Here is a 21,195-nt window from a genome sequence, read left to right as displayed (position 1 = left end):
GAGATGGTTGACGTGACGCTGACTCCCGGCAGTCCCCCGCGTTCCCCGGCCGCCGACTCCCCCGCTCCGGCACCGCTCCCGCCCGCGGTCGCCCGGCGGGGCCGCCTGGCGCTCCTCGGTCCCGGTCTGGTGCTGGCCGCCGCGAGTGTGGGCGCCGGCGACATGGTGACGTCACTGGCGGGCGCCGCCGGGTACGGAATGGCGCTGCTGTGGGCGATCGTCATCGGTGTCGTCCTGAAGTACACGCTCACCGAGGCGGTGGGCCGCCTGTATCTGGCCACCGGGCAGACCGTGATCGTGAGCCTGAAGTCGGCCGCGCGCTGGCTGCCGCTGGTGTTCATGCTCTTCGTGCTGGTGATCGGGCTGCTCTACGGGGCGGCGCTCAGCTCGGTGGCGTCCCTGGCGCTGTCGACGCTGTTCCCCGTACTGCCGGTCAGGCCCGTCGCCATCGGGATCGCGCTGCTGTCGGCGGCGATCGTGTACGTCGGGCGGTACACGGTGTTCGAGCGGGTGATGAGCGTGTTCATGCTCGCCAAGTTCCTCGGCATGGCCGTCCTGGCGGTGGCCACGCTCGCCACCGCCGACGATCTTCCCGGGCTGCTCGGCACGCTGCGTCCCAGGCTGCCGGAGGGTGACGTGGTGACCGTGCTGGCGCTGGTCGGCGGTGTGGGCGGGACGGCCGGGATCGCCTCGTACAGCTACTGGGTGCGGGAGAAGGGCTGGGCGGACCGGAGCCGGCTGCGGCTCATGCGGGCGGACTCGGCGGTGAGTTACGGCGTGACCTTCCTGTTCGTGCTGTGCACGACGGTGGTGGGCACGGGCCTGCTGTACGGCACGGGCGGCAGCATCACCGGCAGCGACGGGCTGGCCGCACTCGCCGATCCGCTCGGCGCCGATCTGGGGTCGGTGGCGCGGGTGCTGTTCCTGGGGACGTTCTTCCTCGTCACGCTGAGCGCGCTCGTCGGCGGCTTCAACGGCCTGTGCTACATGATGGCCGACTCGCTGCGGGCGCTGCGCGGCATCCCGGACGCCGAGGCCGAACCCCATATCGCGCAGAACGGGCGCCCGTTCCGGCTGTTCGTCCTCTACTGCGCCGTCACCTCGGTCGCCGTCACCTTCATGGGCCGGCCGGTGTCCCTGGTGCTCACCTACGCCGCCGTCGGCTCGCTGATCCTGCCCCTGCTCTCCGGCGCGCTGCTGGTACTGCTCAACCGCCGCAGCGTGGAGCCGGCGCTGCGCAACCGCATCACCTCGAACGTACTGCTGGGCGGCTCCTTCGCGCTCTTCGGAGTGCTCGCGGCCGTCCAGCTCAAGGACTCCCTGGGAGGGGCGTGAACCACCTCGTGAACCACTCCGTGAACCATCTCGTCGACCATCCCGTGCAGTACCCCGTCAATCCGACGGGCGACGCGGATCCGACGGACGACCTGTGCTTCCGGACCGCGTACGAACTCTCCGTCGCGCTGGCGCGCCGTGAGATCTCCGCGCGGGAGGTGGTGACCGCCCATCTGGAACGGATCGAGCGGGTCAATCCGGCGGTGAACGCGATCGTGACGCTGGTGGCCGACCGGGCGCTGGAGCAGGCCTCCGAGGCGGACGACCGGATGGCGGCCGGGGAGCCGGTCGGCCCGCTGCACGGGCTGCCCGTCGCGCACAAGGACCTGCACGACACGGCGGGCATCCGGACGACGTCCGGTTCGCCGATCTTCGCCGACCGGGTGCCCGACCATGACCATCTGGTCGTGGAGCGGCTGCGGAAGGCGGGGGCGATCACCCTCGGCAAGACCAACGTCCCCGAACTGGGCCTGGGTTCGCACACCGTCAACCCCGTCTTCGGGGCGACGCGCAATCCGTACGACCTCTCCCGCAGCGCGGGCGGCAGCAGCGGCGGGGCGGGGGCGGCCCTCGCCTGCGGGATGCAGCCCCTCGCCGACGGTAGCGACACCGGGGGCTCGCTGCGCAATCCCGCCTCCTTCAACAACGTCGTCGGGCTGCGCCCCTCCCCCGGCCGGGTGCCGTCCTGGCCCGACAAGGCGCCCTGGGGGCAGCTGTCGGTGAAGGGGCCGATGGCCCGGACCGTGGCGGACGTCGCCCTGGCCCTGTCTGTAATGGCCGGTCCGGATCCCCGCGACCCGCGTTCCCTCCAGACGCCGGGTTCCACCTTCGCGTGGCAACTCGACGGCGGGCTGCGGGGGTTGCGGATCGCCTGGTCGCCCGATCTCGGCGGGCGGGTGCCCGTCGACCCGGAGGTACGGGACGCGCTGGGCCCGGCGGCCGAGGTGTTCGCCGCGCTGGGCTGCGAGGTCGAGGAGGCCTGCCCGGACCTCACCGGCGCGGACGAGGTGTTCCTCGCCCAGCGCGCCTGGCAGGTGGAGCTCTCCTACGGGCCGCTGCTGGACGAGCACCGCGACCGGCTGGCCCCGGACGTGATCTGGAACATCGAGGAGGGACGCAGGCTCGGCGGCCCCGACCTCGGCCGTGCGCAGGCGCTGCAGGGCGCCCTCTTCCACCGGGTCCGGGAGTTCTTCGAGCGGTACGACCTGCTGTTGCTGCCGGTCAGTCAGGTCGCGCCCTTCGACATCGGGCTGGCGTATCCGACGGTCGTCGACGGCGTTCCGATGGAGACCTATCTCGACTGGATGCGCTCGGCGTACCTGATCTCCGTCACGGGGTGCCCGGCGCTGTCCGTCCCGGCCGGGTTCACGCCGGAGGGGCTGCCGGTCGGGCTGCAGATCGTGGGGCCGCACCGGCGGGACTGGTCGGTCCTGAAGGCGGGGTACGCGTTCGAGCGGGTGACGCGGGTCGGGGAGCGGCGGCCTTCGGTGGTGATGGCCGACGTCTGAGAGTTCCGCGGAGGGCTCGGTGACGAACCCGCGGGCCGGTGGGGGCTGGTCGCGCAGTTCCCCGCGCCCCTTTACGGGGCGCGGACCGTGAACGCCGCCGTGTGGACCTTGCCCTCGTGCTTGAAGTCGAGGAACAGGCGGTAGGTGCCGGCGCTGGGGGCGGTGGCCGTGAACGAGATGTCGGGGCCCGGACGGGTCTTGCCGTCGCCGGGCTCGCCGTTGGGGTGGACGTGCAGGTAGGCGAGGTCGCCGGAGCGGAGGGCGACCAGGTGGCCGTACGCGCCGAGGTAGGGCTGGAGGTCGGTGACGGGGCCGCCGTCGCGGGAGACCTTGAGCTCGAGTTCGGTCGCGGCGCCGGGGCGCAGGCCGCCGCTCAGCTCGACCTCGTAGCCGTTGACCTCGGCGGTGTCGCTCGGCGCCGGGAGCTTCTCCGGTTTGTAGGTGCCCGAGGCCGCGAGGTCGGCGCCGAGCGTGAGGTTCTCGGCGTTCTTCCCGGCCGGGGTGAAGTCGGCGAAGACGCGGTAGCCGCCCGCCTTCGGCAGGTCGACGGGGGTGCTCCAGGTGCCGTCGGCGGCGCGGACGGGGTGCAGATGGCGATAGGTGACCAGGTCGCGTGAGGCGACGATCAGGTGGAGTTCCTTGTCGTGCTCGCGCTGGAACGCGGTGACGGCGCGGCCGTCCTCGTCCCGGATGACGAAGCGCAGATCAGCCCGCTGACCTGCGGTGACGCCCGGCGTCCTCAGATCGAGCGTGTAGCCGCCCTCGGAGATCTGCAGTCCGCCGGCCGGGGCCGACGCGTGCCCGCCCTCGCCGCCCTCGCCCTCGCCGGGATCCGGTGACTCCTCGGTGTGGCTGTCGTGGCGCGCGGGCGTGTTCTCCCCGCTCTCCGCCGTGTCCGCGCTCTCCGCGACGACGGAGTCGACGCCCTTGCCGACGCCGTAGGCGGTGCCGAACGTCGCGGCCAGCGCCGCGGCGAACGCGGTGATCCTCAGTCCGGTGTTCATGGCCGTCTCCTTCGGGTCCGGGGCCTTCACACAGCTCACGATACCCCCAGGGGGTATGAAGTCAAGCGGGGCGAGCGACTTGCCCCTGATACCCTCCAGGGGTATACAGGATCTGGCGACGAGGATACCCCCACCCGGTATCCGGTCCGCAAGCCGCCCACGACGTACGAGGAGCTGCCATGACCATCACCAGGACCGGCCCGGCCGCCGAGGTGGAGCTCTCCATCGGCGGTATGACCTGTGCCTCCTGCGCGGCCCGTATCGAGAAGAAGCTGAACCGCATGGACGGCGTCACGGCCACGGTCAACTACGCCACCGAGAAAGCGAAGGTCAGTTACGGCGACGACGTCTCCGTACGGGACCTGATCGCCACCGTCGAAGCCACCGGCTACACCGCACAGGAACCCGCGCCGCCCGCACGGGCCGAGCCCGAGAGCACGGGCGGGGCGGTGGACGACGAGTTGCTGCCGCTGCGGCAGCGGCTGATCACGGCGGTGGTCCTCGCCGTCCCCGTCATCGCGATGGCCATGGTCCCCGCGCTGCAGTTCGAGTACTGGCAGTGGCTGTCCCTGACGCTGGCGGCGCCCGTGGTGACGTACGCCGGGTGGCCCTTCCACCGCGCGGCCTGGACGAACGCCCGGCACGGCGCCGCCACCATGGACACACTCATCTCGGTCGGCACCCTGGCCGCGTTCGGCTGGTCACTGTGGGCGCTGTTCTTCGGAACGGCGGGCACACCGGGCATGACGCATCCCTTCGAGCTGACCATCGTCCGGGGTGACGGCGCCGGAAGCATCTATCTGGAGGCCGCGGCCGGGGTGACCGCCTTCATCCTCGCCGGGCGCTATTTCGAGGCCCGCTCCAAGCGGAAGGCGGGCGCGGCGCTGCGGGCGCTGCTGGAGCTGGGCGCGAAGGACGTCACCCTCCTGACGCCCGGCGGCGGCGAACAGACTGTTCCCGTCGGCGAGTTGAAGGTAGGCGACCGTTTCCTCGTGCGTCCCGGCGAGAAGATCGCCACCGACGGGACGGTCGTCGAGGGCTCGTCCGCCGTGGACGCCTCCATGCTCACCGGCGAGTCCGTGCCGGTGGAGGTCGTGGCCGGAGACCCGGTCACCGGGGCCACCGTCAACGCGGGCGGCCGTCTCGTCGTCGAGGCCGGCCGGGTCGGCGCCGACACCCAACTGGCCCGGATGGCACGGCTGGTGGAGGACGCGCAGAACGGCAAGGCCGCGGCCCAGCGGCTCGCGGACCGGATCTCCGCCGTCTTCGTACCGATCGTGATCGCCCTCGCCCTGGGCACCCTCGGTTTCTGGCTCGGCAACGGCGCGGGGCTCACCGCCGCGTTCACCGCCGCCGTCGCCGTACTGATCATCGCCTGCCCCTGCGCCCTGGGGCTCGCCACGCCCACCGCGCTGCTGGTCGGCACCGGGCGCGGCGCCCAGCTGGGCATCCTGATCAAGGGCCCGGAGGTGCTGGAGTCCACGCGCAGGGTCGACACCATCGTCCTCGACAAGACCGGCACCGTCACCACCGGCCGGATGACCCTGCTCGCCGTGCACCCCGCCGACGGCACCGACGAGGCCGAAGTCCTGCGGCTGGCGGGCGCGTTGGAGCACGCCTCCGAGCACCCGGTCGCGCGTGCCGTCGCCGAGGGTGCGCTGGCGCGGCTCGGCTCACTGCCCACGCCGGAGGACTTCGCGAACGTGCCCGGCCTCGGGGTGCAGGGCATCGTCGACGGCCACGCGGTCCTCGTCGGTCGCGAACGGCTCCTGGCCGACTGGGCGATGGAGCTGCCGGTGAGCCTGGCCCGGGCGCGGGCCGAGGCCGAGGCGTCCGGCCGTACGGCCGTCGCGGTCGCCTGGGACGGCGAGGCGCGCGCGGTCCTCGAAGTCGCCGACGCGGTGAAGGAGACCAGCGCGGAGGCGATCACCCGGCTGCGCGCGCTCGGCCTCACCCCGATCCTGCTGACCGGCGACAACAGGGCCGTGGCCGAGTCCGTCGCCCGCGAGGTCGGGATCGCGCCCGAGGACGTGATCGCGGAGGTGCTGCCGCAGGACAAGGTCGACGTCGTCAAGCGGCTCCAGGGCGAGGGCCGTTCGGTCGCCATGGTCGGTGACGGTGTCAACGACGCTGCCGCGCTCGCCCAGGCCGATCTGGGGCTGGCGATGGGGACGGGCACGGACGCCGCGATCGAGGCCGGCGACCTGACCCTCGTACGAGGCGATCTGCGCGTGGCCGCCGACGCCATCCGGCTCGCCCGCCGGACCCTCGGCACCATCCGGTCCAACCTGTTCTGGGCCTTCGCCTACAACGTGGCCGCCCTGCCCCTCGCGGCGGCCGGCCTCCTCAACCCGATGATCGCCGGGGCGGCCATGGCCTTCTCCTCGGTCTTCGTCGTCGGCAACTCCCTGCGGCTGCGGACGTTCCGGGCGGCCGGCTGAGTCGACTTCTTGAGCCGGCTGAAATCCGAGTCCACCCAGGAACACCGATCCGGACGACACCCTCGGCCGCGCCCCGGCCGCCTTCTGAGAACACAGCGGATCAGCGGGAAAGGGCTTGTACCGGGGCAGTTCCGCGGAGGCATCACGGAGTCCACGTATTCACGCGGGGTTTCCGGATCATTGTCGGGCGAATTCCATGGCTCAGACCGCGATAATTCCGTCAGGGAATCAAGCGATCAAAGGGCCTAAAGGCACCAGGAGTCATGGCGGAAAACATGCGGGGAAAGGTGCCGAGCGATTCGGTGGACGGGACCACGGACGGTCACCCTCCGTGACCCCCCTCGCCGAGGCGGGCGAGGAGCAGGTTCGGGTCCCGCAGGGTGAAGAAGGCGCCGCTGGGCACGTAGACCGTGCGGTGGCGTACGGCCACGGAGGTCGGGTTGGAAAGCCCGTCCTCCTGGGTGAGGACGACGGTGTGGGTGCCGTCCGGGCGGACGAGGGCGAGTTCGTTGCTGATGACCAAGGCGGCGAGAACGGTGTTTCCGCGTCCGGTGAATGCGAAGTCGTCGATTCCGCCGAGGCCGGTCGCCCTGGTCTCGACCTCACCCGCCGAGCCGTTCCGGCGCACGGGGATGCGCAGCAGGGTTCCCCGGTCGGTGTTGGAGACCCATACGGCTCCGTCGTGGACCTTGAGGCCGTTCACGCCGACGCCGAAACCGCCCTCCGAGGCGGGCACCGGTTCGAGGGCCGTTCCCGTGGCCCAGGCCGTGGGCGTGCCGCCCGCCTGCGGTACGCGCCAGACGGTTCCGAGCACCGAGTCGGCGACGTAGAGCACGCCTCGGCGCTCGTCGAGGCCGATGGCGTTGGGCAGCCCGTTCGCCGGCAGTTGCGCGATCTGGCGGGGCCGGCCGCCGGGGGCGACGCGCCAGACGCCGGTCTTGCCGGTTCCGGTGGCGTAGGTGACGTAGAGCGTGCCGTCGTGGGCGCGGGCGATTCCGAGCACGATGTCGTCGCCGACGAGGGGGGTCCGCGGGTTCGGCTCGGCGGGGAGGGTCGCGCGGATGTGGGTGTGGCCCTGCTTGGTGACATGGGCGATCTGACGGGCGACCGAGAAGGTCAGGTCGGCGGAGCCGTCGGGTTCGAGGGCGATGTTCTCCGGGGTCTGTCCCCGCGTGATGTCGAAGTGGGCGACGATGCGGGGCCGGGACACGGTCTGCTCGCCGTCCGGCGGAGGCGCCGCGGCGAGCAGGGCGACGGCGGCGGTGACCGCGGCGACGGCGGGCAGCTGGGGCAGGCGGGGCATGGCTCTCCTCGGGCAGACCTGGAACGCCGGGGGGGCGGCGCCACACGAACATGACGGCGGATCGGTCCACGCCGGTGGCAGTCACGGCCGGACGTTCGCCCGCACGGCCCACGGCATGCGGCCGGTCGGGTTCCCCGCGACGGCCCGAGCGGGGCGGGCCCACGTATCCGGACCCGGCCCGGTCTACGGCGACCGGCCCACCCCGGGGCGGGGTGGGCCGGTCGTGAGGCGGCGGCTCGATCAGCCCGCCGACGGCCCGTCCGTCGTGGCGCGGTGCGTGAGGGGTTCGCGCAGGCCCAGGTGTTCGCGCAGCGTCGTCCCCGTGTACTCGGTGCGGTAGACGCCGCGTTCCTGCAGTTCGGGGACGAGCAGGTCGACGATGTCGTCGAGGCCGTCGGGGATCAGGTACGGCGTGACGTTGAAGCCGTCCACGGCGCCGTGCCGTACCCAGTGGGCGAACCGGTCGGCGAGGCCGGCCGGAGTGCCGACGTGGCCGCGCTGCGGGCCGAGGGCGATGACGGTCTCGCGCAGCGACCAGCCGCCCGCCTCGGCCTTCTCCCGCCACTCGGCGACGACCTTGCGCGGGTCGGCGACGCGCCGGGAGCCGAACGAGCCGTCGTTCTCGGTGACGACCGGGTCCTCCTTCGGCAGCGGCCCGTCGGCGTCCCGGTCGGAGAAGTCCCGGTTCCACAGGAGCCCGGCGATGCCCAACGCCGTGGCGGGGGTGACCTGTTGGAGCCGGATCCAGCGCTTCTTCTCCAGGGCCTCCTCCTCGGTGGCCCCGATGATGATCTCCGTGCCGGGGAGGATGCGCAGGTCGTCCTCAGGGCGTCCGGCGGCCGAAAGCCGCCCCCGGACATCCTCGGCGAAGGCCAGCGCGTCGTCGAAGTCGCTGCCGTGGGCGGAGAAGATGACGTCGGCGTTGCGGGCGGCGAAGTCGCGGCCCTCGCCCGAGTCGCCGGCCTGGAAGATCACCGGGTGGCCCTGGGGGCTGCGCGGCAGCGTGGGCGCGAGGTCGACGTCGAACTGCCGCCCGCGGTGGCGGACTTGGCGGACCGCTCCGGGCGCCGCCCAGGTGGAGGCGCCCGGCGATCCGGAGGCCGCGCCGTCCTTCCAGCCGTCCCAGATCGCGCGGGCGAGGTTCAGGAACTCCTCGGCGCGGGTGTACCGGTCGGCGTGGTCGAGGTAGCCGCCTCGCCGGAAGTTCTCCCCGGTCCAGGCGTTGTCGGTGGTGACCACGTTCCAGCCGGCGCGGCCCTCGGAGAGCAGGTCGAGGCCGGAGAGGCGGCGGGCGAGGTCGGGGGCCTCGTTGAAGGTGGTGTTGGAGGTGGAGACCAGGCCGATCCGGTCGGTGACGGCGGCAAGGGCGGCGAGCTGGGTGATGGCGTCGGGCCGTCCGGCGATGTCGAGGTCGTGAACCTTCCCGTCGACCTCGCGCAGCCGCAGCCCCTCCCCGAGGAAGAAGGCGTCGAACAGGCCCCGTTCGGCGGTGCGGGCCACCTGCCGGAAGCTGGCGGGGTCGATCTGGCTGCCGCTGGCCGGGTCGGACCAGATGGTCCAGTGGTTGACGCCCTGGAAGAAGACGCCGAGGTGCAGTTTCGCGTCCGACCGGGGGACGTCGAGGGGGTCGGTGCGGGTCATCGGGTCTCCTCCCCGGACCGGGCCGCCGCGACGGCGTAGCGGTTGGCGGGCCGCTCCAGGCCCAGGTGGGTGCGCAGGGAGGCGCCGGGCAGCGGGCGGACGGCGTGCCGCCGTTCGAAGAGGTGCGGCAGGACGAGGCGGGACAGCTCCGGCAGGTCCTCGTCCAGCACGAGCGGATGCAGCCGTACGCCGTCCACGACGCCCCGCAGTCGTTCCAGCAGCGCGGCCAGTCCGGCGGCGGAGCCGATGTGGCGCAGCCGTCCGCGATCGGTCCAGGGCGCGTGCTGTTCGAGGTCGGCGACGCGTTCCTCGGCCGTGGCGTGTGCCGTGTCGAGGGCGACCTCGACATCGGCGAAGGCCCGGGGTGTCCCGGCGCCGGCGGCGGCCGTGGCGACGGCGGCGAGGTCGCGGCCCGTGACGAGGGCGACGTCGAGCTGCTCGGCGGGCACCTGGTCGGGCCGGCCGAGCACGACGACCTGCCCCTGCGGGGGACGCGGCACGATCGCCGGGCCCTTCACCGTGAAGGTGTCGCCGGTGAAGTCGACGTAGTGGAGCCGGTCACGGTCGAGGTACCGGCTGGTGGCCACGGAACGGATGACCGCGTCGTCCTCCCAGGAGTCCCAGAGCGCGCGCACCACGTCGACGCCGTCGCGGGACTCGCGAGCCCGGGCGGCGGCCCCGTCGACGAGGGGTCGTCCCCAGGCGCGTGCCGCCTCGGGCCGTGTCTCCTCGCCGACCACCCACCCGGCGCACCCGACGGAGATGTGGTCGAGGGACGCCAACTGGCTGGAGACATGGAACGGTTCGGCGTAGGTGAGGGGGACGACCGGAGCGACACCGACGACACTCGTCGACGCGGCGATGAACGCGGCCCGCTCCACCGCGCCGATCCGGCCGACCGGGTCGGGCGCGGCACCGGGCGGGAGCGCGCCGTCGTCCAGGGTGAGCAGGGTGAACCCGGCGTTCTCCGCGGCGGCGGCGACACGGGCCACCCGGCGCGGGGTCAGCAGCTGGTCGGGCGAGTGGGCGGCGCGGCGCCAGGCCGCGGGATGGGCGCCGTCGCCGTCGAGTTCGACGGCGAGACGCAGGGCGGGGCCGGACATGGGGTTCCTTCCGAGGGCACGACGAGACGGCCGGCCCGAGGGGGCCGACGGGGGTCAGACGCGTGCGGAAGGACAGACGGCGGAGGCGGTACGGCAGTAGTCCACATGCCGCCGGGTGATCAGCCACGCGCCCGCGTCGGCACCGTGCGGTGCCGCGTCACGTACGCGCATCAGGGCCTCCACCCGTCCGAGAAGGATCACCTCAACCTACGCCGTCCGCCCGGGAAGGTGTCAAGAGCATTAGTTGTACGTGCATGGGACGGACGCGGGACGTACAGCGGGACGCACACGGGGGCCGTACACGGGGGGGAACCGTAAACGGGGGGGGAACCGTACTCGGGGGCATGATGTCAGTGGCCCCGGCTAACCTGCGCGCCCATGGACAAGGCAGCCCTCACCGACGAACTCTCCGGTTCCTGGGACGACACCCGCGCGGCCCGCGACGCCCTCGTGGCGCAGGGGGAGGCCGTGGTCGCGGCGGTGCTTGACGTGCTCGTGGACGTGGGGTCGCCCGTGGACTGGACGGTCTCGGCCGACGTGCTGACCAGGATCGGGGAGCCCGCGCTCGGTCCACTGGCGGAGGCGGTCGCGCGGGCCGAGTCGTCCGAGGCGGACAGGCGGGCCCGGTGGGCGCTGGCACGGCTGGACGTGGCCGATGTGGGGGTCTACGGCCCGCTGTTGAAGCACCCCCGCGCCCCGGTGCGCGTCGTCGCGCTGTCCGTCTTCCAGCACCGTGGCGAGTCCGCGGCGGGCTACCTCGACCAGTTGGTGCCGTCCCTGGGAGACCCCGACCCGGACGTCCGGCAGCGTGCGGTCGTGGCGTTCGGGGCGATCGGCCCCCGTGCCGTACCCGTACTGCGGCGGTTGCGGCTGGGGCCCGCGACCGGCCCGAGGATCCGCGCCGGGGCCCTGGAGGCGCTGGCGGTCGGCGGCGGACCGGCCGCGATCAGCGACCGGGATCTCGCCGCGTGGCGTCGGCTGACACGGATCAGGCGGCCGGCCGAGATACCGGAACCCCTGCACCTGTGCGGCTCCTGGTACGCCGTCCCGGGCGCCGACCAGCGGGCGCTGCTGGAGGAGTTCGGCCTGGGCGACCCCGAGCCGGTCACCCTGCGGACGGGAGCCTCGGCCTGGAACCACGACCACCACAACTGGGACCGCCGCCCGCACGCGAGCTGCGCACGCGTCTTCGTCAGCCCCGAACTGGACGGCTGGACGCTGGTCTTCGGCGACTCGTCCGAGAACACCCACCGTATCGAGGGCTCGGACGACCCGGAGAAGACCCTGCCGCAGGTCGTACGCCGGCGGTGCGCCGACCTCAGCCGCCGGTTCGGGACCGCGCAGTGGTACGGCATGAGCTGCGGGGACGGCTGGACGGCCTGGTGCGTCGCCGAGGACGGACATGTGGTGCGCCACTACGACGCGTTCGCCGCCGCGGAGAGCGAGGCCGGCGACACGGGTCCCCCGCATCCGGCCGAGTCCGGCTTTCTCCTGCCGCACCAGCACCCGGCCGGCCTCCCCGACGACATGTACGACGGCGTCGACCTCTCGGACGCCGAGGCCTTCGGCGCTCGCTACCGCCAGGTGCGGGAGGAACTCGGGATCCCCGACACCTGCGACGCCACCGACATCGCCGCCCGGCTCTCGGTCGACCCCGGCGCCCTCGGGCCGCACACCCGGGTCACGGGCACCGCGCTCCTCGCCCTCACCGCCTGCGGCCGCGCCCACGGCCACCCCTCCGGAGCGCTCCGGATCTGACACCACGCGTTCGTCACCCGTCACTCACCCCTTGTCACCCGGCCTCGAAATGACCACTCACCGTTGCCCCGTGACACCTCGCGGTGCATGAAGTCAGCCCTCCGAGAACATGAGGCAACCATTCAGTCGTTCGATTCGTATAACTCCCTGGAGGCACTGCGACCCGGCCGAACAGAGGACGGCCGGAGCGTCACCATCCGGTTTTCCGGATGGTCCCGAACAAGGAGAAACGATGCGACTGTTCGTGCTCAACTACGCTCGCGCCGCTGAGCAGTTGGAGTTCAGCGCTCCGTACACCTACGACTCCGGGCTGCAGTTGAACGTGCTCGCCGACGGGCGGATAGCCGCTCACGACCAGGGTCTTATGCGGGAATTGGGGGCGACGACGTCCACGGCGGGGTCGAAGACCCATTTCGACGACTGAACGCGGACCGGCGACGATGACGGTGCTGATCCTCACCTGCGAACAGGATGTGACGGCGGACCTGGTGGTGGCACAGCTCCACAGGACCGGCGTACCGGTGGTCCGGCTCGACCCCGCCGACCTGCCCGGCGCGGTGGCGCTCTCCGGCGAGTACGTGCACGGCTCCTTCCGCGGACATCTGTCCGCCGGGGGGCGCCTGGTGAGCATGAGCGGGCTGCGGTCCATCTGGTTGCGCAGGCCCGGTGTTCCGGCGGCCGGGGTCGCCGAGCCGTCGGCCTGGCTGACCGAGGAGTCCTCGCAGGCTCTGTACGGCATGCTGCGCGGCACGGGCGCCCGCTGGATGAACGACCCGGACGCGGCCCGGCGGGCCCGCCACAAGCCCTGGCAGCTCCGGCACGCCCAGCGCTGCGGGCTCCCCGTACCGGCCACGCTGATCACCACGTTCCCGCAGGCGGCCCGTGACTTCGCCGAGCGCTTCCCGGACCTGGTGGTGAAGCCGGTGTCGGGCACCCATCCGCAGGAGCCCGCCCGGACGGTCCCCACCAGCCGTATCGCGCCCGGCACCGACTTCACCGCCGTCGCGTTCGGCCCGACGCTGCTGCAGCGCCGGATCGCCAAGACCGCCGACATCCGGCTCACCGTCGTCGGCGACCGCATGCTGGCCGCCCGCAAGGCGGTCGCCCCGGACGCGCACCCCGACGAGGTGGACGTCCGCTTCGCCCCGTCCACCGCGCCCTGGCAGCCGGTCGACGTCCCCGCGCGCACCGCCGCGGCCGTGCGCACCTATCTCCGCGACGCCGAACTCTCCTACGGGGCCTTCGACTTCGCGGAGGACGCGGACGGGATCTGGTGGTTCCTGGAGTGCAACCAGTCCGGCCAGTTCGGGTTCGTGGAGATGGACACCGGCCAGCCGATCGCCCACAGCGTCGCCGAGTGGCTGGCCCACGAGGAAGCGGGGGCGGGAACGCGCCGCGACGGCCGGATCCGGGCGACACCGTGACCCGCTGACGCCCCGCCGAAGACCCGCAGAGGACCCGCCGAGGCCCCCCCGACGACTCACGGACGGCTCGCGATCGCCCCACGGTCGCCCCACGGACGACCCTCTGGTGAACCGAAGCGCCCTCCCCCCTCGGGCGGGCGCTTCGAGCGGGCTTCATCCGGCAGACTCACCCCATGGAGACTGCCGAGCACATCAGAACCCTGGACGAGGAAGGCCGGCTGCTCGCCGCGGCCGCCCGGAAGGCCGGTACGGACGCGGAGGTGCCGACGTGCCCGGAGTGGCGGGTCCGGGACCTGGTACGGCACACGGGGGCCGTACACCGCTGGGCCACGGCGCTCGTCGCCGAGGGACACGACTCGCCCCGGCCTCTCGGGAGTGCCCCGGAGCTGGACGGTGATCCGCTGCTGACCTGGTTCGAGGACGGGCACCGGCGTCTCGTCGACACCCTGCGGAACGCCCCCGCCGACCTCGCCTGCTGGAGCTTCCTGCCCGCCCCGTCCCCACTGGCCTTCTGGGCGCGCCGCCAGGCCCACGAGACGGCCGTGCACCGCGCCGACGCAGAGTCCGCGCTCGGCGGCGAACTCACCGAGCCCACCGTGGAGTTCGCCGTCGACGGCATCGACGAACTGCTGCTCGGCTTCCACGCCCGCGGCAGGAGCCGCGCGCGCACCGGGACACCACGCGTCCTGCGGATGCGGGCCACCGACACGGACGCCGTGTGGACCGTACGGCTGTCGTCCGAACCGCCCGTGACGGCACGCGCGGAGGCGTCACAGACACCGGAGGCGGGCGACGCGGACTGCGAGATCGCGGGCCCGGCGCCCCGGCTGTACCTGTCCCTGTGGAACCGGCTTCCCCTCCCCACCGTCACAGGCGACCCCGCACTCGCGCGGCTGTGGCGGGAATCCTCGGGCATCGGCTGAACCGCGCCCGGCGGATGCGTCCATCACCTTGTCGGGTGCGCCCGCCGCCCCCACACTCGGCCCATGGGGAGACGAACACAGGCGGAGCGGGACGCGATGACCACGGAGATCGGTTTCGCGCTCTTCGCGGGGGCGGTGCTGGCGGGCGCGGCCTACTTCGGGGTGACCGAGTTCCTGCCGGACGTCGTCGGTTCCCTGCGCGGCGAGAGTGTGCTCGACCTCCTCGCGCTGGCGGTCACCGTGGTGGTGTTCGTCGCGGTGGTCACGATCGTGCTGACCCGCTTCCGGCGCGCCACACGCCCTCCGGGACAGCAGGTCCCGGGACCCGGCCGCCCGGACCCCGCTCAGCCCAGCCAGCCCGGCCGCACCAACCCCGACTCATAGGCCAGGACCACGAGTTGGGCCCGGTCGCGGGCGCCCAGCTTCACCATCGTGCGGCTCACATGCGTCTTGGCGGTCAACGGGCTGACGACGAGCCGACGGGCGATCTCGTCATTGGTCAGGCCGATACCGACGAGGGCCATCACCTCCCGCTCCCGCTCGGTGAGTTCGCCGAGCGAGGCGAAGGCCGTCGGCTCCTTGGAACGGGCCGCGAACTCGGCGATCAGCCGCCGGGTCACCCCCGGCGACAGCAGCGCGTCGCCCTCGACCACCGCCCGTACCGCGCGCACGAGTTCCTCCGGCTCGGTGTCCTTCACCAGGAAGCCCGACGCGCCGGAGCGGATCGCCTCGAAGACGTACTCGTCCAGCTCGAAGGTGGTCAGCACGACGACCCTGACCTGTTCCAGAGCCGGATCGCCGGTGATGCGCCGGGTCGCGGCGAGCCCGTCGAGCAGGGGCATCCGGATGTCCATCAGGACCACATCGGGGCGGAGTTCACGCACCCGGCGCAGCGCCTCCTCACCGTCGGCGGCCTCCCCGGCCACCTCGATGTCGGGCGGCGCGTCGAGCAGCGCCTTGAACCCGGCCCGCACCAGAGCCTGGTCGTCGGCCAGCAGTACGCGGATCACCGGTCCTCCTCGACCTCGCGGGACGCCCGTACCGGCAGTACGGCGAGCACCCGGAACCCCCCGTCGGCGCGCGGCCCCGCCTCGATCGTGCCACCGAGCGCGGCGGCCCGCTCCCGCATTCCGACGAGTCCGTTGCCGCCGCCGCCCGCGTGGGTGCCGGTCGCTGGCCCGTCGTCGTCGATCCGCAGCCGCAGTTCACGGCCGTCGTGATCGAGGTCCACGCGCGCGTGGCGCGACCCCGAATGCCGTACGACGTTGGTGAGGGCCTCCTGGACGATGCGGAAGGCGGCGAGATCCGTGCCCGGCGGCAGATCGGGCGCCTCGCCCCCGATCTCGACGGTCAGGCCCGCGCTGGCCGCCTGCTCGACGAGTTCGGGGAGGCGGTCGAGGCCCGGCGCCGGGGTGCGCGGGGCGTCGCCGGGGGTGCGGAGGGTGTCGAGGACCTGACGGACCTCACCGAGGGCCTCCTTGCTGGCCGCCTTGATGGTGGTGAGGGCGGTGCGCGCCTGTTCCGGGTCGGAGTCGAGGAGCGCCAGGCCGACGCCCGCCTGGACGTTGATCACCGAGATGCTGTGCGCGAGGACGTCGTGCAGTTCGCGGGCGATCCGCAGCCGTTCCTCGTCGGCCCGCCGCCGGGCGGCCTGCGCCCGCTCGGCCCGCTCCCGGACCCACTGCTCGCGCCGGGTCCTGGCCAGCTCCGAGAGTGCGACGATCGCCACGCCCCAGGTCACCACGACGATCTCCGGCCCCCAGCTCGCGGCGTCGTCCCCGCCCGGCGGCAGCCACCGGTACAGCCAGTGCGCCACCAGTACATGCCCCACCCACAGCGCCCCCATCGCCGTCCAGGCCGCCTTGCGATGCCCGGCGACGATCGCGCTGAAGCAGCCGATCGCGACGGTGAGGAACACCGGCCCGTACGGGTATCCGGCGCCCAGATACACCATGGCGGTCGCGGCCGTGCCGAACGCGACCAGCACCGGGCGCCGCCACCGCCACAGCAGCAGAACGGCGCCCATGAGCAGCAGGACGCGCGCGAACAGGTCCGGCGCGGCCCGTTCGTCCTGCTGGAACCCGGCCGCCGCGTTCGAGCCGACCATCACGAAGACGGTGAGCACCACGGTGGAGCGCCACGGCCAGCGGGGACGCGCCTCGTCGCCGTCCGGCCGGTTCCACCACGGGGGGCCGCCCCCGTGCCACCGTCGCCACGGCGGCCCGCCCCACCTCGGGGGTCCGCCCGCCTCCGTACCCTGCTCCACCATGCCCGCCACGCTAGACGCCGCCCACCGGGCACGACGTCACCCGAGCGAGGTGATCACAGATACTCCCGGCGAAGTACGCGAGCTACGCCCCACCGGTCCCGGGGAACGTCAGCGCACCGCCCGCTCGGACCGGGGGAAGACCAGACCGACATGGTGGGCGAGTTGGCCCACCGCGTGCCGGAAGAACACCGCCCGCTCCTCCACCACCCGGTTGAACTGCCCGAACACCTCGAAGCTGACCAACCCGAACAGCTGCGCCCACGCCCCGACCAGCACCACGACCACCTCCGGCGGCAGATCGGGCGCCAGGTCCTCGGCCATCCGCCGCGCCTCGGGCCGCACCTCGGCGGGCAGCTTCCACTGGGCCACCCCTTTGCCCTGGTGGGCGTCGCGCACGATCCCGATCAGCAACAGCCCGACCCGGGCCGCGGCCGGCACGGTCGCGTCGGGCGCGGTGTACCCGGGCACGGGCGAACCGTAGATCAACGCGTACTCGTGCGGCCGCGCCAACGCCCACTCCCGCACCCCTTCGCACACCGCGACCCACTGCGCCGCCGGGCTCCCGTCGACGGCCTTCGCGTACGCGGCCTCGGCGGCCTCTCCGACGGAGTCGTAGGCGTCGATGATCAGCGCGGTCAACAGCTCGTCGCGGCTGGGGAAGTAGCGGTACAGCGCGGAGGAGACCATGCCGAGTTCCCGCGCCACGGCCCGCAGGGACAGCTTGGCGGCGCCCTCGGCCGCGAGCTGTCTGCGTGCCTCGTCCTTGATGGCGGCGGTGACCTCGATCCGGGCGCGGGCGCGGGCTCCGTGTGCTGTGCTCATGCGAAGCAGTGTGCCACAGGAGCAGAGCACTGCACACGTTTCGGAGCAGTGCTCACTGAATGGATCAGCGCTCACAGTTCGGAGCGCCACCCACAAACGAGAGCACTGCTCTTGCTTTGGAGCACCGATCTCGTGCACACTGCTCTCAAGCGAGAGCAGTGCTCTCCCAATCACCCGGGAGAGCACTGCTCCACCACAACGGGGAGGAACCCCATGACGTCGTCGCCGCACTACATCAAGGCCAACCCCTTCGACCGCGCGCTCAACGGCTTCATCGGCTGGCTCGCCCGCCGTGGCGTCAGCGTTCTCGGCACCGCCGAGCTCTCCGTGCTCGGCCGCAAGAGCGGCGAATGGCGTCGGCTCCCGGTCAACCCGCTGCCGTACGAGGGCGGCCCCTACCTCGTCTCGGCGCGCGGCCACTCCGAGTGGGTGCGCAACATGCGGGCGGCCGGCGGTGGACGGCTCCAGGTGGGCCGCCGGGTGCAGGAGTTCACGGCGGTCGAACTGCCCGACGCCGAGAAGCCCGTCGTGCTGCGTACCTACCTCAAGAAGTGGGGCTGGGAGGTGGGCCGGTTCTTCGGCGACGTCAACGCCGACTCCACCGACGAGGAACTGCTCGCCGCCGCCCCGAAGCACCCCGTCTTCCGGATCACCGTGAAGCGATGACCGGGCGGGGTGCCCCGAGGCGGCGCCCGGCCTCGGGCGGGCCTGCCGCGCCTACTTGTCGAGGCCCGGCGTCGGGCGGCGGCCCCCGCGCTACTTGTCGAACGCGGTCAGCGCACGCTGGGCCAGCGGATGGGTGCGGACGATCTCGCCGAGCGAGGTCGCCCCGCGCGTGATGTCGACGAAGGCACGCCAGGCGGGCCGGAAGCCGGTGATGGCCGCGTGGAAGAGGCCGGGCCGCCGCTCGAAGGCGGTCAGCATCCGCTTGCCGACGCTCATCTCGACGCCGAGTCCCGCCTTCACGGCGAACGCGTAGTTGAGGGCCTGACGGCGGGTGTCCACCGCGTCGTGCGCCTCGGCGATCCGCACCGCCCACTCCCCCGCGAGCCGCCCCGAACGCAACGCGAAGGAGATGCCCTCCCGCGTCCACGGCTCAAGGAGCCCCGCCGCGTCCCCACAGACCAGCACCCGCCCGCGCGAGAGCGGCGAGTCGTCGGCACGGCAACGCGTCAAGTGCCCGGAGGAGACGCTCGGTTCGAAGCCGGCGAGGCCGAGCCGCCCGATGAAGTCCTCCAAGTACCGCTTGGTGGCGGCGCCTTCACCGCGCGCGGAGATCACCCCCACCGTCAGTGTGTCGCCCTTGGGGAAGACCCACCCGTAACTGCCGGGCATCGGGCCCCAGTCGAGGAGGACGCGTCCCTTCCAGTCCTCGGCGACGGTCTCCGGCACGGGGATCTCCGCCTCCAGGCCGAGGTCGACCTGGTCGAGCTTCACCCCGACATGGGCCCCTATACGGCTGGCGCTTCCGTCCGCACCGACGACGGCCCGCGCGAGCAGTGTCTCGCCGCTCTGCAGGACGACGGCGACCGTGCGCCGGTCGGGCACGGCCGAACCGTGCTGCTCGACGCGGGTGACCGTGGCGCCCGTACGCAGTTCGGCGCCCGCCTTCTGGGCGTGCTCGACGAGCTGCTGGTCGAACTCGGGCCGGTTGATCAGCCCGAACAGCATCTGTTTCGACTTGCGCGTCCGGGCGTACCGGCCGTCCAGCGAGAAGGTGACCGCGTGCACCCGGTCCTTGAAGGGCAGTTCGAAGCCGGGCGGCAGCGAGTCGCGCGAGGGGCCGATGATGCCACCGCCGCACGTCTTGTACCGAGGCAGTTCCGCCTTCTCCAGCATCAGGACGCTGCGTCCCGCGACCGCCGCCGCATAGGCGGCCGAAGCCCCTGCGGGCCCCGCGCCCACCACGACGACGTCCCACACCCGCTGCACGTCGTCCGCCGAAGAGTTCTCGCTGCTCACGATGGTCTATAGCTCCCGATCCAGCCGCCTGCCGCACCTGTCACAGGCATCCTACGGCGGGTGACGCCGAGGATCGCTGTGGGAGGATCGGCAGCGCATGCGCCCTACACCGACACACCGGGTAGGCGCGTACGCAGCCACCTACCCACAAGGACAACGTCGCACCCACGAGGAGCGTGCCCATGCCGTCGAACCCGGTCGCCGAGACCGTCGCCTCGCTGATTCCCCGGGCGAAGGAGGAGCTCACCGAACTGGTGGCCTTCAAGTCGGTGGCGGACTTCGACCAGTTCCCGAGGAGCGAGAGCGAGGGCGCCGCACGCTGGGTCGCCGACGCGCTGCGCGCCGAGGGCTTCCAGGACGTGGCCCTGCTGGACACCCCCGACGGCACCCAGTCCGTGTACGGCTACCTGCCGGGGCCCGAGGGCGCGAAGACCGTCCTCCTCTACGCGCACTACGACGTGCAGCCGCCGCTGGACGAGACCGCCTGGGTGTCGCCGCCGTTCGAGCTGACCGAGCGCGACGGCCGCTGGTACGGGCGCGGCGCCGCCGACTGCAAGGGCGGCGTGATCATGCACCTGCTCGCGCTGCGGGCGCTGAAGGCGAACGGCGGGGTGCCGGTGAACATCAAGGTGATCGCCGAGGGCTCCGAGGAGATGGGTACGGGCGGCCTCCAGCAGTACGCCGAGGCGCACCCCGAACTGCTGGCCGCCGACACCGTCGTCATCGGCGACGCCGGCAACTTCCGCGTCGGCCTGCCGACGGTGACCTCCTCCCTGCGCGGCATGATCCTCATGCGTGTGAAGGTCGACGCCCTCGAAGGCAACCTGCACTCGGGCCAGTTCGGCGGCGCGGCCCCCGACGCGCTGGCCGCGCTGATCCGCGTGCTGGACTCACTGCGCGCCGAGGACGGCACGACGACCGTCGACGGCCTCGCGAGCGACGGGGTGTGGGACGGCCTCCAGTACGCCGACGCGCAGTTCCGCGCGGACGCCAAGGTGCTCGACGGTGTGGAGCTGGTCGGCTCCGACACCGTCGCCGACCGTATCTGGGCGCGCCCGGCCGCCACGGTGCTCGGTATCGACGCCCCGCCGGTGGTCGGCGCGACCCCGTCGATCCAGGCGGGCGCCCGCGCCCTGATCGGCCTGCGGGTCCCGCCGGGCGTCGACGTCCAGCACGCGGCCAAGCTGCTCGAAACCCACCTGGTCGCCCGCACCCCGTGGGGCGCCCGGGTGAGCTGCGAACTGATCGGCCACGGCCAGCCGTTCCGCGCCGACACCTCCAGCCCGGCGTACGAGGCGATGGCCGCCGCCATGGCCGTCGCCTACCCGGGCCAGGACATGCAGTACGCGGGCCACGGCGGCTCCATCCCCCTCTGCAACGCCCTCGCCGCCCTCTACCCCACCGCCGAGATCCTCCTCATCGGCCTCAGCGAACCCGAGGCCCAGATCCACGCGGTCAACGAGAGCGTGTCCCCGGAGGAGCTGGAGCGCATGTCGGTGACGGAGGCACTGTTCCTCCAGAACTACGCCACAAACTGAGCGACGGCCCAACGCCCGGTGCGGAACCGCGCCCCTCGTCCTTCTGAGGGGGGCGCGGGGACCGCGTATCCCCTCGGAGCACATAGAGCGGCGCATCTCTCGGCAGCACGGGGAGCAGCGCATCTCTTAGGGGCGCGGGGAACTGCGCATCTTTCAGGGGCGCG

The 21,195-nt window shown here is 72.7% G+C and carries 18 protein-coding genes; 10 read left to right on the top strand and 8 right to left on the bottom strand.

Annotated elements, in window-relative coordinates:
* The first annotated feature begins 3 nt into the window (after positions 1–3).
* Positions 4–1,335, top strand: coding sequence for an Nramp family divalent metal transporter (locus ABT147_RS07355; protein WP_351403219.1), 1,332 nt, complete (start codon positions 4–6; stop codon positions 1,333–1,335).
* An 8-nt stretch (positions 1,336–1,343) separates the two neighbouring features.
* A complete protein-coding gene (locus ABT147_RS07350) occupies positions 1,344–2,843 on the top strand; it encodes an amidase (RefSeq protein ID WP_351403330.1) in 1,500 nt (499 codons plus the stop codon).
* Positions 2,844–2,914: 71 nt separating this feature from the next.
* On the opposite strand, the gene ABT147_RS07345 is transcribed toward ABT147_RS07350, so the two are convergent.
* Complete coding sequence (locus ABT147_RS07345) at positions 2,915–3,847, bottom strand: DUF8832 domain-containing protein (protein ID WP_351403218.1); 933 nt, start codon at positions 3,845–3,847, stop codon at positions 2,915–2,917.
* 179 nt (positions 3,848–4,026) lie between these two features.
* On the opposite strand from ABT147_RS07345, the gene ABT147_RS07340 reads away from it, so the two are divergent.
* The gene (locus ABT147_RS07340) at positions 4,027–6,288 is read left to right on the top strand and encodes a heavy metal translocating P-type ATPase (RefSeq protein ID WP_351403217.1); all 2,262 of its coding nucleotides are present in this window, start codon (positions 4,027–4,029) and stop codon (positions 6,286–6,288) included.
* A gap of 322 nt (positions 6,289–6,610) precedes the next feature.
* Here ABT147_RS07340 and ABT147_RS07335 read toward each other — a convergent pair whose 3' ends face one another.
* The 3 genes from ABT147_RS07335 to ABT147_RS07325 form a co-directional block, all read right to left on the bottom strand.
* Entirely contained in the window at positions 6,611–7,591 is a 981-nt protein-coding gene (locus ABT147_RS07335; protein ID WP_351403216.1) for an SMP-30/gluconolactonase/LRE family protein, read from the bottom strand.
* A gap of 240 nt (positions 7,592–7,831) precedes the next feature.
* The gene (locus ABT147_RS07330) at positions 7,832–9,232 is read right to left on the bottom strand and encodes an NtaA/DmoA family FMN-dependent monooxygenase (protein WP_351403214.1); all 1,401 of its coding nucleotides are present in this window, start codon (positions 9,230–9,232) and stop codon (positions 7,832–7,834) included.
* A complete protein-coding gene (locus ABT147_RS07325; protein ID WP_351403213.1) occupies positions 9,229–10,335 on the bottom strand; it encodes an LLM class flavin-dependent oxidoreductase in 1,107 nt (368 codons plus the stop codon). Before ABT147_RS07325 ends, ABT147_RS07330 begins: the two co-directional genes overlap by 4 nt.
* Positions 10,336–10,713: 378 nt before the next feature.
* Here ABT147_RS07325 and ABT147_RS07320 point away from each other — a divergent pair, with 378 nt between their 5' ends.
* The 5 genes from ABT147_RS07320 to ABT147_RS07300 all read left to right on the top strand — a co-directional run bounded on the left by ABT147_RS07320 (position 10,714) and on the right by ABT147_RS07300 (position 14,824).
* On the top strand, positions 10,714–12,093 hold the full coding sequence (locus ABT147_RS07320; RefSeq protein ID WP_351403212.1) for a HEAT repeat domain-containing protein: 1,380 nt from the start codon (positions 10,714–10,716) through the stop codon (positions 12,091–12,093).
* A 232-nt stretch (positions 12,094–12,325) separates the two neighbouring features.
* Entirely contained in the window at positions 12,326–12,517 is a 192-nt protein-coding gene (gene tgmA, locus ABT147_RS07315; protein WP_013005676.1) for a putative ATP-grasp-modified RiPP, read from the top strand.
* Positions 12,518–12,533: 16 nt separating this feature from the next.
* Entirely contained in the window at positions 12,534–13,517 is a 984-nt protein-coding gene (gene tgmB / locus ABT147_RS07310) for an ATP-grasp ribosomal peptide maturase (protein WP_351403210.1), read from the top strand.
* A gap of 173 nt (positions 13,518–13,690) precedes the next feature.
* On the top strand, positions 13,691–14,440 hold the full coding sequence (locus ABT147_RS07305; protein WP_351403209.1) for a maleylpyruvate isomerase family mycothiol-dependent enzyme: 750 nt from the start codon (positions 13,691–13,693) through the stop codon (positions 14,438–14,440).
* Between the two features lie 63 nt (positions 14,441–14,503).
* Entirely contained in the window at positions 14,504–14,824 is a 321-nt protein-coding gene (locus ABT147_RS07300) for a DUF6332 family protein (RefSeq protein ID WP_351403208.1), read from the top strand.
* On the opposite strand, the gene ABT147_RS07295 is transcribed toward ABT147_RS07300, so the two are convergent.
* From ABT147_RS07295 to ABT147_RS07285, 3 genes are all read right to left on the bottom strand, one after another.
* Positions 14,785–15,450 (bottom strand): response regulator transcription factor, encoded by a 666-nt coding sequence (locus ABT147_RS07295; protein ID WP_351403207.1) that lies wholly within the window; start codon positions 15,448–15,450, stop codon positions 14,785–14,787. The two genes, ABT147_RS07300 and ABT147_RS07295, sit on opposite strands and share 40 nt — an antisense overlap.
* Positions 15,447–16,709 carry a sensor histidine kinase gene (locus ABT147_RS07290; RefSeq protein WP_502983043.1) on the bottom strand — a complete coding sequence of 421 codons (1,263 nt, stop codon included), beginning with the start codon at positions 16,707–16,709 and terminating at the stop codon, positions 15,447–15,449. The genes ABT147_RS07295 and ABT147_RS07290 overlap by 4 nt, the downstream gene beginning before the upstream one ends.
* A gap of 108 nt (positions 16,710–16,817) precedes the next feature.
* Positions 16,818–17,531 (bottom strand): TetR/AcrR family transcriptional regulator, encoded by a 714-nt coding sequence (locus ABT147_RS07285; protein ID WP_351403204.1) that lies wholly within the window; start codon positions 17,529–17,531, stop codon positions 16,818–16,820.
* A 213-nt stretch (positions 17,532–17,744) separates the two neighbouring features.
* Here ABT147_RS07285 and ABT147_RS07280 point away from each other — a divergent pair, with 213 nt between their 5' ends.
* Positions 17,745–18,197 (top strand): nitroreductase family deazaflavin-dependent oxidoreductase, encoded by a 453-nt coding sequence (locus ABT147_RS07280; protein WP_351403203.1) that lies wholly within the window; start codon positions 17,745–17,747, stop codon positions 18,195–18,197.
* A 90-nt stretch (positions 18,198–18,287) separates the two neighbouring features.
* On the opposite strand, the gene ABT147_RS07275 is transcribed toward ABT147_RS07280, so the two are convergent.
* Positions 18,288–19,493, bottom strand: coding sequence for a geranylgeranyl reductase family protein (locus tag ABT147_RS07275; protein WP_351403202.1), 1,206 nt, complete (start codon positions 19,491–19,493; stop codon positions 18,288–18,290).
* A gap of 182 nt (positions 19,494–19,675) precedes the next feature.
* Between ABT147_RS07275 and ABT147_RS07270 the strand changes: the two genes are divergently transcribed.
* Positions 19,676–21,031 carry a dipeptidase gene (locus ABT147_RS07270; RefSeq protein ID WP_351403201.1) on the top strand — a complete coding sequence of 452 codons (1,356 nt, stop codon included), beginning with the start codon at positions 19,676–19,678 and terminating at the stop codon, positions 21,029–21,031.
* Positions 21,032–21,195: the final 164 nt, after the last annotated feature.

The organism is Streptomyces sp. NPDC001868, assembly GCF_040297125.1.
Lineage (GTDB): Bacteria > Actinomycetota > Actinomycetes > Streptomycetales > Streptomycetaceae > Streptomyces.
This window is presented reverse-complemented; position numbering and strand designations above follow the sequence as displayed.